We start from the raw sequence: 17,165 nt of genomic DNA, 5'->3' as shown, positions 1-17,165 counted from the left end.
TCAGTGGGCCTCGGCCGTGGTCGAACCCGCGGATTGCGCGGCCTGGAGTTTTTGTGCCGCCTGCGCGCCCGGCGCTTTCACGTACCAGTAGTCGATGACCCAGTCTTCGTACTGGTAGGAATTTGGCACGGTCTTCGGAAATCCGAGGGTGGTCTTGTAGCCAATGCGCGCGCCCGGTGCGTAGTACTCGGGCACGAGATAGAACGAATAGATCAGAACGCGATCCAGCGCGCGGGTCGCGGCTTCCAGATCGTCGAGATTGGTGGCGGTAAGCGCGGAGTGAATCAGCGAGTCGACCGCCTTCGAACGGATGCCCGAATAGTTCTCGGAGCCCACTTCGGATGCGGCCGCACTGCCGAAACGACGCGTTAGTTCAGCACCGGGAATCGTGACTGGCGGATAGATGAAGGTGGTCATGTCGTACTCGAAGTTATCCAGACGCTTCTGGTACAACGCGCTGTCGATCTCGCGCATATGGGCTTGAATACCGAGCATGCCGAGCGCCTGCATATACGGCAGGATCAGACGATCCATGCCGGGCTGGTCGTCCATGATTTCGATCGTCATCGGCGTGCCGTTGGCGTCGCGCAATGCGCCGTCGCGATAGTGCCAGCCAGCTTGTGCGAGCAGATCGCGCGCAACGCGCAAATTGCCGCGCAAGGAATTCGGTGGGATCGTGTCGGGTTGCTTCAGCATCGGACCGAACACTTCAGGCGGCACGCTGCCGCGCAACGGTTCGAGCAGCGCCAGTTCCTTCTCGCCCGGCATGCCGGTTGCGCCGAACGGACTTGCCTCGAAGTAACTACTGGTGCGCCGGTATTGACCATAGAACATCATCCGGTTCATCCAGTCATAGTCGAATGCCAGCGTCAGGGCATGGCGCACCCGCGGATCCTGGAACATCGGCTTGCGTATATTCATCAGCATGCCCTGCATCTGCGCGGGACCGTCGGCGAATTCGCCTTTCTTCAGCAGCCCATTGTCGAAGTTCTTGCCGACATATTTACGTGCCCACTGCGTCGCGCTGTATTCGACGACTACGTCCGCATCGCCCGCCTTGAAGGCTTCGAGTTGCGTGTAATGGTCGCGATACAGATTGAAGGTAATCTGCGCGAAGCGGAACATGCCGCGTCGCGACGGCAGATTCGCCGCCCAGTAGTCCGGATTGCGGCGATATGTGATCTGCTTGTCGTTCTTGCGGCTCTCGATCAGATAAGCGCCGCTACTGATCGGCGGCGTGGAAGAGATCTGATCGAATGGCGGACGTTTGCCGTCCGGCTGCATTCCCCACTTCGGCGAGAAGATCGGCAGGTCGCCGGCAATCAGCGGCGCATCGCGTTCCGCATGCTTGAACTCGAAGCGGATCGTGCTCCTGTCGATTACCGTCGCACTTTTGATGATCGAGAACTGCGCATTGAACAGCGGCGACGCCTGCGGACTCGCCAGCGTGTCGTACGAGTACTTGACGTCGGCGGCAGTGATCGGGTCGCCATTGGAGAAACGCGCGGCGGGATTGATATGGAATGTCGCCGAGGTCAAGTCCGCGGCCACCTCCACATCGTCGGCGATCAGTGGGTACTCGGAGGCCAGCTCGTCCCAGCTGCGCTGCATCAGCGTATCGAACATCAGATTCTGGATGTCGGGCGCAGGCGCACCGCGCACCAGAAACGGATTCAACGAATCGTAGGTCTGCAGTTCGTTATAGTTTTCGAAACTCAGCGAGCCGTTGGCGGGTGCGTCGGGATTCGCGTAGTCGAAGTGCGTGAAATCGGCGGGATATTTTGGTTGGTCGTATTGTGAAATCGAAGGCTTTGCCTGCGCCGAAACCGCGTTCAAACTCAGGCATAAGCTCAGCGCTGTCAGCCATGCGGTGACGGCCGTCAGCACCGGCTGACGCGAAACGGACCACTCGGTATGTGGTGAGCGAAACTTCACAAGTCTCATCTTCTGAATGCGCGAGGGCGCGCGCCGGCCTCGAGCCTGCGCGCAGTAGATCGAATCGGCGCGAGCGACGAACTGATGCTGTCGCGCGCGTAGCTTTCCCCGCGGGCGCTGCGCCGCGGGTCGCTGGTCATCGTCGCTCGCTGCGGTCTTGCACGAGCATTGAACACGGAAAACTCCAAAGTACGTTTCTGACAACGTTGAACCGCTCCGGCACCGATGACAGGAAGCCGGAGCGGCTGACCGACTAGACAGACCGCGGATAAGTCACAAACGTCAAAGACTTCAGAAGCGGTACGTTGCACCAACCTGGAAGAAGCGGCCGATGTTGGTATAAAGCGACTGGTCGTAACCCGTGATATCCGGGGTGGCTTGCCACTCCACGTCGAACGGCGGCTTGCGGTCGAAGATGTTGTTGATACCGCCGTAGATCGTCCAGTTCTTGAAGCCGCGATATGATGCCATCAGGTTGAACTGGCTGTACGACGCCACCGACAGCGTGCCGCCGTCGCCGAACTCGGACGCCACCGCGTTGGTGTACGGGCCGGTGTACTGCCACGTCAGCGTGGTGGTCAGCTTGCGATAATCCCAGGAGAGGCTGGTGTTACCCTTCCAGCGCGGATTGGACGCACCGAACGGCTGCAGCAGCGCGAGGTTGTTGCCGGCGAAGTCCTGTGTCGGCGCACCCGGTGAATTCAGCTTGAAGTGCCACACGTAGGCCCAATCGCCTGCCAGCGTGAACGTGCCGTACTTCGTACCGACCGACTTGCGGAAGTTCATGTCAAAACCGTCGGTATCGAGCGAGCCGAGGTTGATGAACTGCTCCTTGATGTAGGCCACCGTGCCGTCCGGATTGCGGATCACGGTCGACGGGTTGTTCGCATCGATCACCGCGTTCGGATCGTTCGTGCCGATCACGCCGTCGATGTGGATCTTGTAGAACGCCGCACCGATGTCCGTCGACGAATCCGGCGACAACTGGAAGCCGATGTTGTAGTTCTTCGTATGCTCAGGCTGCAGCGCCGGATTGCCGTTGACCTGTTCCGTCGTGAAGTGCTTGGTCGGCACGCCGCTCGGGTCATTCGGGTCGACCAGGTTCTGGTGGGCCAGATACGTTGCCTGCGAGTTCTCAACCAGCGTTGGAGCACGGAAGCCGCGGCTGTATGACGCGAACGTCGTGAGCGCCTGGACAGGCTGGAAGCGCAACGCGAAGCTCGGCGAGAACGCACCACCGAAGTCGCTGTAGTGGTCGTAACGCCCAGCCTGCGTAAACGTCAGGTTCCGGATGATCGGAATATCGACCTGATAGTAAACGGCGGCCACGTTGCGCTCGCCGTCGACCGTCTGCACGTTGGCCGGCGCGGTGACCCCAAGCGCGCTATAAGTGCGCGAGTTGATCAGGTTGCTTTCGTGACGGAACTCCGTACCGAAACCGACACCGACCGGGCCACCCGGCAGATTGAACAGGTTGCCCGTCGAGGTCTTCGCCGTCACGCTATCGAGCTTGGAGATCGCCTGCTCGTAGTCGTTCTGGAATACGCCATTCAAACCGTTCGGCGTGGCCGACGGGTTCGAGAAGTTGAACACGCCGTTCTGCAGAATGTTCTCGACGCCTGCAACGTTCAGCGCGTTGCCGTAGGTCGTGTCGACCGTACTCTGAGAATGGCCGTAATCCGCGGACCAGTCCCAATCGCCGAACCTGGCGGTGGTGAACGAGCCCTTCACGCCGGTCATCGCCCGCCAGAAGGTCGACACCGTATCTGCGGAAACGGTGTTCGGGAAAGTGTAGTTGATCTGCGCCGGGGCGCCGAACGGGTTGTACGGGTTGGTTGCCGAGACGGTGCGGTTCAGCGGCAATGCCGAGCCGGTGGCGGGATTGAACGCGTTGGTCTGACTGCTCAGCACAGCCGGACCTTCGTTTTGCACCGTTTCGTTGCGGCTCACCCAGAGGTCCGCGTAAGCCTGAACATCGTCGTTGATCTTGAACGTGCCGCGCACTTTCGCGTTCAGGCGCGTCGTCGACGGGACCAGGGAGGTCTGGCTGGCAGGATTCGATTTACACTCCGCGCCGCCGTCCGCTGACACGCTGCCCGGAGGGCATGGGCTGAGTGCCGTCTTCGTGCCGTCCGGCGCGGTCCAGTATGATTGTTGATTCGGGCCGAGCGGGCCAGCGAGGCCACCAGGGAACTGGCTAAAGTCCTGATTCGCCGTCATGGAGCGATCGGCGAGCGAAGAGCCACTGTCGCGATAGTAGCTCGCTGCAGCGGTCACGTTGAAGCGATCGCCGTTCAGGTCGCCGATGCCGCCGAGCACACTGAAATTACCCTGCGCGTCGCCCGGATGCTGCGCCTTGCCGAGCTGGCCATCGATCTGCAGGCCCTGGAAATCCTTCTTCGTAATGATGTTGACAACACCTGCAATTGCATCCGAACCATACACCGAGACCGCACCGGTCTTCACGATGTCGATGTGGTCGATCATGTTGAGCGGGATCGAGTTCACGTCGAAGAACGTGTCGGTGAAGTTCACCGCCTTGCCGTAATTCGCCACCCGTTGTCCGTCCACCAGCACCAACGTGTACTTCTCGCTCAGACCGCGCAATGCAATGCCGCCACCACCTTGCGCGGAGCTGTTCATGTTCGTTTGGCCCCAGCTGCTCCCCGAATTCGCAGACGTGCCGCGCAGGAAGTCAGCCACGGTCGTATAACCGCTTTGCTGGATTTCCTTGGGCGTGATGGTCTGCACCTCCGTGTTGCCGACCTTGTCCGAAGTGCGGATGAGCGAACCGGTCACTTCAAATTTCTTAAGTTGCTGGACCCCTTTACCCGCTGGCGTCGCGGTGTTGCTATCCGCGGACGGCGTGGCAGCAGTATTTGCTGCCGGCGTGCTTTCCGTCGTCGTGCCCGCCGTAGTGCCGGTGGTGGCCGGCTGGCTTTGCGCAAACGCCGGTACGGCGATTGCGGCTGACAACGCCAGTTCAGCCCAGATTATTCTTTTGATGGCCAGCGCCAATGCCCTTTGTTTCATTTTTCCCCTTCTCGCTCGTCAATTAAGGCCACAGCTGTGTGTGTGTGAAGAGAGGTCTTGTGAACCTCCCCACTCGATATACGGCGATCTTGCGCCGCGCTCCGTTAAAGCAGGCCCGTTCTTCCGTTGCCCCGCAAACCGGTCAACAGCACACCGGACTGCGAAGACAAACGGGAAGACGGAACACTTCAAATACTTCAATATCGGACTACTTAGTTATTACAAACGAAATACGCAGCGCTTTCTAATCGTTTTCACTTCCACCATTTCGGACTCTGACTATTGAGGCAACACAATTCCAATCAGAGCCATTCCCGATTCAATCCTAAGCAATACTGAAAAACACAGAATGACCGCTTTCGACGAAAGCATGGAACAACGGCATCTAAAACAATCTTGGCGTGCCTACCCAGACGACCACCGCTTCTTCCCGCGCGGTATTACACCAGGCATGAGGCACAGTGGACTCGTAATGGGCGGTGTCACCTGCCTGCAATACGAACGTTGTACCTTCTAACGTGAGCGATATCTGGCCGCTCATCACGTACAAGAACTCTTCCCCTGCATGCGTCGTAACTTCCGACGGGTTCTGCCCCACCGGCATCCTGACGAGAATCACTTCCAGCTTGCTGCCAACCGACAGATTCGTCAGCCATCCAAAAAGATTCGCGGTTCCGTCGAACCCGAAGTATTTCAACTCACTTCCTCGTTGCACCGACTTGCCTTCGGTTGGCGTATCGACAAAGTACTGGACCGTCACACCTAAAGCTCGGGCAATGCCAACTAACGATGTAATCGACGGCGTTGCATGACCTCGTTCCACCTGCGACAAAAAGGGCTTGGAGATTCCCGCCGTGGTTGCCACTTCATCCAGCGTGCGCTTGAGCCGTTGGCGAAGCGCGCGAATTTTGCTACCTATAGAAACTGCGACCTGTGCCTTGTTATCGAGTGGCAAAACCATAGCAAGACAGAATCCCGTAGTCAAAATTAGTTTGATAAAACGAAACTATGTTTCGTTGAGTTCAACATCCTCCCTAAGACATGCACGAGATACCTGGTTGGTTGCCGCGCTGGGCGACTCAATCAAGGCGATGGCGCAGACGCTTTCGTACTTGCTGCGAACCGGGCGATAGTTGCGCACGCAACTGCCCCCGTCTATTCGCAGCGGTCCGTATCCCGTTTGGTGAGAATGTGCCACCCGGTTCGATGCACGGACATCTCGGGGGCACTCCACAGGAAGAAACATGTCTGGACCGGGACGCCGTTACTTCGACGCCACCAGCACCCACAGGCGGGCGAGGTCGGCCGAACCATCGGTACCCTTCACTGCACGGAAGGCTTGCACGGCGCGCGCTTTGTCACCTGCAATGTAGTACGCCTCGCCGAGATGCAGTTGCGCCTGATCCGGATGATCGATTCCGCCTTTCGCGATCGCAGCGTCCATTGCCGCCAGACCCTGCTTGGCCTGGCCCGCGAAGACCTCGTTGAACGCGACATTGACCGGCGCGATGGGGTTCGCAGGATCAGCTGGCGCTTGCGCGCGTTTCGCGGCGAGAGCCTGCAACCGCTTCTCGCGATCCGACTGCGCATCGTGGCCCAGAACCCCCGACGCAAAGCCCTGATCGATGACCTGCTTGCCTTCTGCCGTAGTGCCGGCCACGATCGCGAGCTGCGTCATTTCCATGTAATCGTCAGCGGTAGTGAGCGAGCCGGTCGCACGACGCAGGCGGAAGGTGTCGATATCCAGCGCAGACGAATAGCCCGGCTTGCTGCGAATCGCGTTGAACAGATCCTCCCAGTAAGCCTGCTTCGGATGATAGGCCACCAGCTTTTCGAGCGTGCTGCGGTACGTCGCATCATCTTTCACGCGTTGCGCGCATGTGCCGAGCAGTTGCAGTTGCGACTCGTCGGGTGCGTGACCGGCGCGCACTTGCGCGTCGATGCCCGGTTTGAGCAGGCTCACCACACTGCCGCAATCGTTTGACAGGTAGTAAGACTGCACAAGCAATGTACGCATATCGGGGTCGCTGCCGCCCGACTTCAGATAACGTTGCGCGACCTTCGCCGACTGTGCGTAGTTTTTCTGCTGGAAGTAGATGCCGGCAAGCGCCGCGGTAGTGCGCTGCTCGTCCGCGCCGGTCAGGCGCCCCGAACCCAACAAGGTCTCGTAGGCCTGTGCGGCCACACCGGACTCACCGGCTGCCGCTGCCGCAGCGCCGCGCATCTCCTGAATCATGTAGCTTTCATAGGGCGTTTTACCCGGCACGGCGTCGGCCTGATCGATCTTCGTCAACGCGTCCTTGTACTTGTGCGCGCGATACAGATCCTGCGCGGTATTCAGCGGCTTCGCCACATCCGGCCGCAAGGTGTCGGCAGCATGAGATGTGACCGGCAGCACGACGAGCGCGGACAGCCCTCCGATAGCGGCCGCAATGACGGCACGTTTGAACCGTTGATGGATCGTTAGCATTCCACTTTCCTATTGCATGTACTGCTCGTTGCCGATCAGGCCGATTTTCGTCGCGCCCAGTCGTTGCGCGGACGCCATCACCTCCGCGACAGCCTTGTACGGCACCAGCTTGTTAGGCCGCAGATGGATTTCAGCCTGAACCGGTTCGGCCGCTACCTGCGCAAGCCTGGATTCCAATGCCGTACGATTCGGCACTGGCTGACCATTCCAGGTCATGGTGCCGTCGAAGTCGATGTCGATCTGCACCACTTCCGGCTGCGTGATCGGCGGCGGCGGATTGCCGACCGGCAAGTTCATCTTGATGGCGTGCGTCTGAATCGGAATCGTGATGATCAACATGATCAGCAACACCAGCATCACGTCGATCAGCGGCGTGGTGTTGATATCGACCATCACATCCGGTTCGGAACCGCCACCGCCTGACGAAACGTTCATTCCCATGGTAGTTCTCCTGTCGATCGGAGTTAGTGCAAAGCTCTTACTCCGATCCCATGCAAAGCTAGCCCCCGCGCGCGGGCGGCTCAGTAATAAACGAAACCTTGGCGATACCCGCGCGCTCGCACGCGGTAATGACCCGGCCGATGAATTCGTAACGCGCGCTCTGGTCGCCCCGCACGTGCACTTCCGGTTGCGGCGTCATAACGGAGACGGTTTTCAGGCGCGCCAGCAGCGTAGGCCCATCCACCTGCTTCTCGTTCCAGAAGAAATCGCCGTCGCGGTTGACCGCAATGACGATACTTTTCGGTGTGGTCTGCAGCGGCTGGATCGTCTCCTTCGGCAGTTGCACCGGCACCGTATGCGTCACCACCGGAATCGTGATCAGAAAGATGATCAGCAGAACCAGCATCACATCGACTAGCGGCGTGGTGTTGATACTGGAGATGACCTCGTCGTTATCATCCTGCCCAACGCTCATAGCCATGACAGACTCCGCTTATTGGACCAGCGATGCTTCACGAGCCGAAGCGCGCGCCGAGCGCCGGCTGCCGGCGAGCAGGACAGTGTGCAGCTGTGCGCCGAACGCACGAACCCGCTCCATCACCGACTTATTGCGGCGAACCAGGAAGTTGTAGCCAAGCACGGCCGGCACGGCGACAGCAAGGCCGATCGCGGTCATGATCAGCGCCTCGCCGACCGGGCCCGCGACCTTGTCGATCGAAGCCTGTCCCGCGATGCCGATTGCCGTCAGCGCGTGATAGATCCCCCACACCGTACCGAACAGACCGACGAACGGCGCCGTCGAGCCGACCGTACCGAGGAAGGCCAGACCGTCTTGCAGACGGTTCGACACGTTGGTGATCGCACGCTCGACCGACGTATCGATCCACGTGTTGCGGTCGACGGCTTCGAGCAGTGCTTCGTCGTGGTGCTCGCCTGCCTCGATAGCCGTTTCGGCGATGAAGCGGAACGGCGATGCTTCGTCGAGCAGCTTCGTACCTTCGACCAGCGACGGCGCAGTCCACAGTTGTTCATCAGCGCTCTTCGCACGACGGTTCGCACGGAACTGCTCGAAGAATTTGGTGATCATGATGTACCAGCTGCCCATCGACATGAGCACCAGCAGAATCAGCACGAAGCGTGCAACGAAGTCACCGTTCTTCCAGAGCGCGCCGAGGCCGTACGGGTTATTGACGGTTTCGGAGGTGGCCGGCGCCGGCGGCGGCGTCCCTTCGTCAGCGGCCGGGGACACCGTTTGCGGTGCGGCGGTGGCAGGCGCCGCAGCCGACGCGGTCGCGTCGCTCGCTTGCGCGTGGGCCATTTGCGGTGCCACAAAGGTATCCACCGTGGTTACGGCGAACAACATGGTTGCCGCCAATGCGGCGAGAGTACGCTTCTTCATGCCTGCTCCAAGTTCATTAGTACAACTTCTAAACCAAGACTGATAAATCGCTACCGGTACCGAACAGCCCGTGGGTTTCAGTTCAGGTTAAACGAGAACGGAACTTGCACACGGACAGCCTGGCCTTGGGAAACGCACGTAAACTGCTTGACCGCATTGAAGGCAGCGCGATCGAGTGAGGAATCGTCCGCCGACTTGGCAACACGTTCATTCGTAATATGGCCCTGCGGGTCGACTACAAATTCAATCAGCACATCACCCGTCACGTTGTTTTCCTGCGCTTCCTTCGGGTAGCGAATCGACGAACGGATCTGATCCGAGTTCGGGCACACAACCCCTACTTCAGAGCTCACGGGCTTGCTCGGCGCGGGAGGCGCCGGCGGAGCGGGAGGCGCCACGGCGGGTGCGGAGACGACCGGTGCGGCCTGGTGCGTGATGGTCGGTTGGGGCGGCGTCTGTACTTGCACTTCCGGCGGCGGCACGAACGGCGGCGGCGGCGGTGCGAACTTCGGCGGCGGCAGTTGCACGGTGGGCAACGGCGGCGGCGGAGGCGGCTTCACCGGCTCAATGATCTTCGTTTCGATAGGATGCTGGATGACCTGCACGACCTTGGTGGCAAGGCCATTGATGAGTGCATAGATCAGCACGACGTGCAGGAGCAGAACAACTGCGACACCGCCAAAGCGGCGTACTGGGTTTTGCTGCTTGCGCCCAAACTCACGCGGGCGTCCTGGCCTCTCCATACGGGCCGTTGCTGCCGGAAATTGCCCTTCGACTTTCGTACCCACCTTTACTCCTCCGGCGTGAACCGTCCATTTCTGTAACTGCAGTGCGCTTACGTACGGCAAACAACGTTCACTTCTGGCGATCGCATCCATAGCCCGGCTCTTTGGTTTGCAGTCCAAAATTTAGCCGCTGGGCCCAAAACTTGATGCAATCGCACGGATAGGTCTGTGAGACGCCGAGACGGCACTTCACGTCGGACGAACAATCATCTAAGTAGAACTACTAATAGATTAAATTCGACCCGCTCATTTCCGTCTGGCATGAACATGCTGATGACAATTTGATCGAAGCGCGCTGCGGCCTTTGAACTTTTTGCGCGTTTGTCACCTGCATTTCATGGGAGGCAACAATAGCAGGACAAAAAATGCGGGGTCAAACTTTTTTTGATGGGAGCATACTAAGTTTAGAGAAGACACTCTAACTAATGCCGTATTCGCGTCGCTTTAAAAGAATAAGCGCGTGTCGAACAGATACGAGCGCGCCTTTCGCGGCTCGCCAATTGGGATGCAGCCGCTAATGCGGACTTACGTGGCACGCAAGGAACTGCTGCCGGGCCACTCGACAGTGCGTGGCGGAAAAGCCTGCTGGGCGGGCATTGCGCGAGGGTGGCGCGGCAGCATCGAGGGATCCCGAACAGATCATCCGACGTGCGTTTCAAGCGCTGCCAGCGGCCTGCGTCAAGGGCGGGAAGATAGCAGAAGAAAAACACCGCTTCCAATTCTTTTTAGCGGTATTTACGACACTCTAAATACATATTTCAATTACACCATTTTTATAATTACAAATGCATTTCAATTAATTACATATAGCAAACGCCAGCGATAGAGCTTAGCTCAGGCCATGCCCGGCATCTCGACGACACGTTTTTCGTGGAACGAAGGTGGCGGCTGGCTTGCGCGTACCTTGCACGCGCCATTTTTCGGGCTGAACAGGCAAACCGGAGCGGCGCGATGCCGATTGCCCCGCTCCGTTGCCTCACTCGTTCGTTTCCTCGCTCACAATGGCTTCGGTGTCATTCCGCGCACGCGCCAGCACGGGACGCAACGCCGCACCGGTGTGGCTGGCCGCGACGCGAGACAGTCCTTCGGGGTCCGTAGCGGCGACGATCTTGCCACCACCCACGCCGCCTTCCGGACCGAGATCAATGATCCAGTCCGCCTCGGCAATCACGTCGAGATCGTGCTCGATGACGACGACGCTATGGCCGCCATCCGCGAGACGATGCAGCACGCGAATCAGCTTGGCGACGTCCGCCATATGCAGGCCGACCGTCGGTTCGTCCAGCACGTATAGCGTGTGCGGCGGCTTCTGACCACGGCGCGTGATGTCGTCACGCACCTTGCTGAGTTCGGTGACGAGCTTGATACGCTGCGCTTCGCCGCCCGACAGCGTGGGCGATGGCTGCCCAAGCGTCAGATAACCGAGCCCGACGTCTTTCATCAACTGCAGCGGATGCGCGATGTTCGAGATCGGCGCGAAAAACTCGACGGCCTCATCGATTTCCATGGTCAGCACGTCGCCAATATTCTTGCCGCGCCACGTGACCGCGAGCGTTTCCGGGTTGAAGCGCTGACCATGGCAGACGTCGCACGCTACCTTTACATCGGGCAGGAAGCTCATACCGATGGTGCGTACGCCCTGCCCTTCGCATGCGGGGCAGCGTCCCTCGCCCGTGTTGAACGAGAAACGCGATGCCGTATACCCACGCGCGCGCGCTTCGAGCGTGCCGGCGAACAACTTGCGGATCGCGTCCCACACGCCGATGTAGGTCGCCGGACACGAGCGCGGTGTTTTGCCGATCGGTGTCTGATCGACTTCGAGCACACGGTCAATGGTTTCCCATCCTGTGATCGAATCGCAGCCCTGCCATGCATGCGTGACGTTCAGCTGCGCACGCGGCGCCGTGCGCGCCAGCACGCTCGAACGCCGATTCGCTGCCGGTTGGGTCTCGGCGGCCGCGCGAGCGCGCCGCGTGGCCGGCGAAGACAGCACCGAGCGCCCCACGGCATCCAGCAGATTGGTCATCAGCACATCGCGCGCGAGGGTCGACTTGCCCGAACCGCTCACGCCTGTCACCGCGACCAAGCGTGAGAGCGGAATGCCGACAGTGACGTTCTGCAGGTTATGCAGTTTGGCGCCATGCACTGTCAGCCAGTTCTCCGGCACAGCGGCTGTGCGCTTGGTGGGTGCGACCACCTCCCGACGCGGTTGCAATGGATGCACGATCGGACTAGCCAAAAACTGCCCGGTCAGCGAATCGGGTTGAGCCGACAGGTCAGCCACACTGCCCTGCGCGACCAGCGTGCCACCGCGCTTGCCCGCGCCCGGTCCGATGTCGATAATGTGGTCAGCACGCCGAATCGTGTCCTCGTCGTGCTCGACCACCACCAGCGTATTGCCCTTTTCCCCCAGTTTGCGCAGGGCATTGAGCAGAATCTGGTTGTCGCGCGGATGCAGGCCGATGGTCGGTTCGTCGAGCACATAGCAGACGCCCTGCAGGTTGCTGCCCAGTTGCGCGGCGAGCCGGATACGTTGCGCTTCGCCACCCGAAAGGCTCGGCGCCGCGCGATCGAGACTCAGATAACCGAGCCCGACCTCTTCCAGAAATTGCAGACGGCTACCGATCTCGCTGACCACGTCGCGAGCGATTTCCGCGTCCCGGCCGGTCATTTCCAACGTGTCGATCCACGCACGTGTGTCTGACACTGTCCATTGCGCAACGTCGACAATAGCCTGTTCGCCGAATGTGACCGCGCGCGCGGTGGGGTTAAGACGCGTGCCGCCACAATCGGCACACGGCTCGTCGACGAGACCTTCCGGTTCCTGCTCCTCGGAAGGCAAGCTCTGCTCGCGGCCACGGTTGTCGTCGACGACCACGGTGTCGTCGTACGCCGCGCGTTGTTCACGTGTCAGTGCGAGGCCCGTTCCGACACACGTGGTACACCAGCCATGTTTGCTGTTGTACGAGAACATGCGTGGATCGAGTTCGGGATAGCTGGTGCCGCATACCGGACAGGCTCGCTTGGTGGACAGCACCTTCACCGTGCCGACTTTCGCCGTGGCGCGGCCGTTGCTGATCGCGTTGTGCAAACCGTCGAGCGGCGCCAGCAGATGCATGACACCCTTGCCGATTTCCAGCGTCTGGTCGAGCGCCTGACGCAGTTCCGCTTCGTTATCCGACGACACCACGAGGTCGGTCACCGGCAATTCGATGGTGTGCTCGCGGAAGCGATCGAGCTTCGGCCACGGGTCCACCGGCACGAACTCGCCATCCACGCGCAGATGCGTATTGCCGCGCGCTTTCGCCCACTTGGCGAGATCGGTATAGACGCCCTTGCGATTCACGACCAGCGGCGCGAGAAAACCGACGTGCTGCCCTTTGTGATCGCGCAGCAACTGCGCCGCGATCGATTCGACGCTTTGCGACGTGACCGGCGTACCGTCATGGATGCAATGCTGCAGACCGAGTTTCACGTACAGCAGGCGCAGAAAGTGCCACACTTCGGACGTAGTCGCCACGGTGCTCTTGCGGCCGCCGCGCGACAAACGCTGTTCGATCGCGACGGTTGGCGGAATGCCATACACAGCGTCTACCTCGGGCCGTCCTGCCGGTTGCACGATGGAACGTGCATACGCATTCAGCGATTCGAGGTAACGGCGCTGCCCTTCGTGGAACAGAATGTCGAAGGCCAGGGTGGATTTGCCCGAACCGGACACGCCGGTAATCACGTTGAATTTGCCGTGTGGGATATCCACGTCCAGCGCTTTCAGATTGTGTTCGCGCGCATTGACGATGCGCACCACGTCCTCGCCTTCGATCGCCCGCCGCGCCCGCGCCGCGCTCAACGCTTTTTGCAGCGGAATGCCCTGCGATGCCGGTTCGCCCCCCGTATTCATGGCCCGGTCGTATTGCAGCAGCGCCTCGCCGGTGTGCGATTCCGCGCACCGCTTGACGTCTTCCGGCGTGCCCGCGCACAGAACCCTGCCGCCACCGTCGCCACCCTCTGGGCCGAGGTCGATCAGCCAATCGGCCGCGCGGATCACGTCGAGATTGTGTTCGATCACGATCAGCGAATGTCCGCTCGCCAGCAGCTTGCCGAATGCCTGCATCAGCTTGGCGATGTCGTCGAAATGCAGACCGGTGGTCGGCTCGTCGAACATGAAAAGGCGTTTGGCAACCGGTTGTTTCGTGCTGCGCGCGGTGCGCGCCTGCGCCGATTCCGCGAGGAAACCGGCGAGCTTGAGCCGCTGGGCTTCGCCGCCGGACAGCGTAGGCACGGGTTGGCCCAGCTTCACGTATTCGAGACCCACGTCGACGATTGGCTGCAGCACGCGCAATACTTCGGCATCCTTCGCGAAGTAGGCAGTGGCTTCGCTCACCGTCAATTCCAGCACATCGGCAATGCTCAACGCACGCGCCGGTTCACCGCGCTCGATTTTCACTTCGAGCAGTTCCGCGCGATAACGGCGCCCATCGCAATCCGGGCAGCGCAGATAGACGTCGCTCAGGAACTGCATTTCGATATGTTCGAAACCCGAGCCGCCGCAGGTCGGGCAGCGCCCGTCGCCGGAATTAAAGCTGAACATGCCCGGACCGTAACCGCGTTGCTGGGCGAGCGGCGCTTTGGCGAAGAGCTTGCGGATTTCGTCGAATGCGCCGACGTAGCTGGCCGGATTCGAGCGCGCGGTCTTGCCGATCGGCGACTGGTCGACAAAGACCACGTCGGTGACCTGGTCGGCGCCCGTCAGGCTCCTGAATGCGCCGGGCGATTCGGTGGCGAGGCCGAAGTGCCGCGCCATGGCCGGATACAGGACGTCCTGCAGCAAGGTGGACTTGCCGGAGCCCGACACGCCCGTCACGCAGACGAGCCGCTGCAGCGGAATTTCAACCGTGACGTCGCGCAGATTATGTTCAGTGGCGCCTTCGAGCACGATGCGCGGCGTGCTGTCATCCACCGGACGTTGCGACCAGTGTGCCGCGTCCGCCACGTGCCGGCGCCCACCCAGGTATTCACCGGTCAGCGTACCGGACGAACGGATTGCCTCAGGCGCACCGTCGTAAATGATCGAACCGCCACGCTCGCCCGGGCCCGGGCCCATGTCGATCAGACGATCCGCCGCGAGCATCACCGAGGGATCGTGTTCGACCACCACCAGCGTATTGCCCGCATCGCGCAGCCGATGCATTGCCTCGACGATCCGGTTCAGATCGCGCGGATGCAGGCCGATGCTCGGCTCGTCGAGCACGAACAGGGTTTTGGTCAGCGACGTGCCGAGCGCGGTGGTCAAGTTGATCCGCTGCACCTCGCCGCCCGACAGCGTGCGGCTCTGCCGGTCGAGCGTCAGATAGCCGAGGCCGACATCGCAAAGATATTTGAGGCGCGTGCGCACTTCGGCGAGCAATAGCTTGAGGGCGTCGTCGAGCAACGCGCTGGGCAGGCTGATTTCGTCGAAGAAACGCCGGATACGCTCGATCGGCATCAGCATCAGATCGTGCACGGTCAGACCCGGCAGCGACTCCAACTGCGCCCGCTTCCATTCGACGCCACGCGGCATAAAGCGCTTGCCGGGTGCGAGCACTTCGTCCGCATTCTGCTTGCTGCCGAGACGCCACAACAGCGACTCGGTTTTCAGACGCGCGCCGCCGCAGGTTTCACACGGCGTATAACTGCGGTACTTCGACAGCAGCACGCGGATGTGCATCTTGTAGGCTTTCGACTCGAGATATTCGAAGAAGCGTTTGACGCCGTACCAGTGGCTTTGCCACTTGCCGTTCCAGTCTGGCGACCCGTTGATGACCCAGTCGCGCTCGGCGTCTGTCAGTTCGCCCCACGGCGTGCCGCGGCGGATATCGGCTTTCGCCGCGTAGCGCATCAGGTCGTCCTGACATTCTTTCCAGGCCGGTGTTTGCATTGGCTTGATCGCACCGTCGCGCAGTGTCTTGCGCGCGTCGGGGATCACGAGACCGAGGTCGACCCCGATCACGCGGCCGAAGCCGCGGCAAGCTTCGCACGCACCGTAAGCCGAGTTGAACGAGAACAGCGCCGGCTGCGGGTCCGCATAGCGCAGATCGCTCTCCGGGCTATGCAGGCCGGTGGAGAAACGCCAGATTTGCGGCTCGGCGGGATTCGTGGTGCCCAAAGTCTCCGGTGCGTCTGGCGTGGCCGGCAACACGTAAATATTGACGCGGCCGCCACCGCGCTTGAGCGATGCCTCGATGGCCTCGACCACGCGCGGCTTCTCGACCGCGCTTAGACGGAAGCGGTCGGCCACCACGTCGAGCAGCTTGCGCTTGCCGGTGGGCGAATCGACTTCGCGCTGTGCCTGCACCCGCGTGTAGCCGCTCGCGGAAAGCCATTGCTCCACTTCCTGCTCGGAAGCCGTTTCCGGCAGTTCGACCGGAAACGTGACGACCAGCCGCGGATCATGCTCCGCGGTGCGTTCGAGCAACTCGGCGTAAATCGTTTCGGGCGTGTCGTGGCGCACCTGCTGCGCGGTCTTGCGGTCGAACAGTTCGGCCGCGCGCGCGTAGAGCAGTTTCAGGTGGTCATTGAGTTCCGTCATCGTGCCGACGGTGGAGCGCGAACTGCGCACAGGGTTGGTCTGGTCGATCGCGATGGCGGGCGGCACGCCGTCGACCCGGTCGACTTGCGGCCGGTCCATGCGGTCGAGAAACTGCCGGGCGTAGGCGCTGAAGGTTTCGACGTAGCGCCGCTGCCCTTCCGCGTACAAGGTGTCGAACACGAGGCTCGATTTCCCCGAGCCGGACGGCCCGGTGACGACCGTCATTTCGCCGGTTCGTACGTCGAGATCGACGTTCTTGAGGTTGTGCTGGCGCGCGCCGCGAATGCGGATAGTTCCGTTAGATGCCAATTTTTCCGACCGTCTGAATAAGTGGACCACCTCTCACGGACGCCTCGCGACCGCGCAAGTTCTAGACACCCGGCTGGCGGGAGGACACGCCTGGGAGGCCGGGTTATAGGGGGATACTATACTGTATATTTATACAGTTTTCCACGACACGACACAGTCGCGCAATGACCGCGCCAGCGTAATGAATGGCGGCGGCGGGTGCGCCCGGTCAAGCGTCAGCAGACCTTC

At 60.8% G+C, this 17,165-nt stretch carries 10 protein-coding genes; 1 reads left to right on the top strand and 9 read right to left on the bottom strand.

Features of this window, described 5'->3' with window-relative positions:
• A complete protein-coding gene (locus tag AC57B6_RS00550) occupies positions 1-1,944 on the bottom strand; it encodes an extracellular solute-binding protein (RefSeq protein WP_281663305.1) in 1,944 nt (647 codons plus the stop codon).
• 282 nt (positions 1,945-2,226) lie between these two features.
• Positions 2,227-4,734 (bottom strand): TonB-dependent receptor plug domain-containing protein, encoded by a 2,508-nt coding sequence (locus tag AC57B6_RS00545; protein WP_281663304.1) that lies wholly within the window; start codon positions 4,732-4,734, stop codon positions 2,227-2,229.
• Here AC57B6_RS00545 and AC57B6_RS00540 point away from each other — a divergent pair.
• Positions 4,718-5,254 (top strand): hypothetical protein, encoded by a 537-nt coding sequence (locus AC57B6_RS00540; protein WP_338138166.1) that lies wholly within the window; start codon positions 4,718-4,720, stop codon positions 5,252-5,254. The genes AC57B6_RS00545 and AC57B6_RS00540 overlap by 17 nt on opposite strands.
• Before the next feature lie 99 nt (positions 5,255-5,353).
• Here AC57B6_RS00540 and AC57B6_RS00535 read toward each other — a convergent pair whose 3' ends face one another.
• The 7 genes from AC57B6_RS00535 to uvrA form a co-directional block, all read right to left on the bottom strand.
• Positions 5,354-5,929: a helix-turn-helix domain-containing protein gene (locus AC57B6_RS00535; protein WP_496420533.1), complete on the bottom strand. Its 576-nt coding sequence runs from the start codon at positions 5,927-5,929 to the stop codon at positions 5,354-5,356.
• Between the two features lie 303 nt (positions 5,930-6,232).
• Positions 6,233-7,438 carry a tetratricopeptide repeat protein gene (locus tag AC57B6_RS00530; RefSeq protein WP_496420532.1) on the bottom strand — a complete coding sequence of 402 codons (1,206 nt, stop codon included), beginning with the start codon at positions 7,436-7,438 and terminating at the stop codon, positions 6,233-6,235.
• Positions 7,439-7,447: 9 nt separating this feature from the next.
• Positions 7,448-7,879 (bottom strand): ExbD/TolR family protein, encoded by a 432-nt coding sequence (locus AC57B6_RS00525; protein ID WP_496420531.1) that lies wholly within the window; start codon positions 7,877-7,879, stop codon positions 7,448-7,450.
• Positions 7,880-7,937: 58 nt separating this feature from the next.
• A complete protein-coding gene (locus AC57B6_RS00520; protein WP_028200670.1) occupies positions 7,938-8,360 on the bottom strand; it encodes an ExbD/TolR family protein in 423 nt (140 codons plus the stop codon).
• A 12-nt stretch (positions 8,361-8,372) separates the two neighbouring features.
• Complete coding sequence (locus AC57B6_RS00515; protein ID WP_496420530.1) at positions 8,373-9,278, bottom strand: MotA/TolQ/ExbB proton channel family protein; 906 nt, start codon at positions 9,276-9,278, stop codon at positions 8,373-8,375.
• A 77-nt stretch (positions 9,279-9,355) separates the two neighbouring features.
• Positions 9,356-10,066, bottom strand: a complete 711-nt coding sequence (locus AC57B6_RS00510; protein ID WP_496420529.1) for an energy transducer TonB — start codon at positions 10,064-10,066, stop codon at positions 9,356-9,358.
• A gap of 973 nt (positions 10,067-11,039) precedes the next feature.
• Positions 11,040-16,937: an excinuclease ABC subunit UvrA gene (gene uvrA, locus AC57B6_RS00505; protein ID WP_496420528.1), complete on the bottom strand. Its 5,898-nt coding sequence runs from the start codon at positions 16,935-16,937 to the stop codon at positions 11,040-11,042.
• Positions 16,938-17,165 lie beyond the last annotated feature (228 nt).

This window comes from Paraburkholderia sp. BGA-UO-ETr-F12 (genome assembly GCF_059567945.1).
This window is presented reverse-complemented; position numbering and strand designations above follow the sequence as displayed.

Bases quoted from the DNA above. Each gene is read 5' to 3' on its own strand.
- AC57B6_RS00550 (WP_281663305.1), bottom strand. From the start codon at position 1,944: ATGAGACTTGTGAAGTTTCGCTCACCACATACCGAGTGGTCCGTTTCG.
- AC57B6_RS00540 (WP_338138166.1), top strand. From the start codon at position 4,718: ATGAGCGAACCGGTCACTTCAAATTTCTTAAGTTGCTGGACCCCTTTA.
- AC57B6_RS00535 (WP_496420533.1), bottom strand. From the start codon at position 5,929: ATGGTTTTGCCACTCGATAACAAGGCACAGGTCGCAGTTTCTATAGGT.
- AC57B6_RS00530 (WP_496420532.1), bottom strand. From the start codon at position 7,438: ATGCTAACGATCCATCAACGGTTCAAACGTGCCGTCATTGCGGCCGCT.
- AC57B6_RS00525 (WP_496420531.1), bottom strand. From the start codon at position 7,879: ATGGGAATGAACGTTTCGTCAGGCGGTGGCGGTTCCGAACCGGATGTG.
- AC57B6_RS00520 (WP_028200670.1), bottom strand. From the start codon at position 8,360: ATGGCTATGAGCGTTGGGCAGGATGATAACGACGAGGTCATCTCCAGT.
- AC57B6_RS00515 (WP_496420530.1), bottom strand. From the start codon at position 9,278: ATGAAGAAGCGTACTCTCGCCGCATTGGCGGCAACCATGTTGTTCGCC.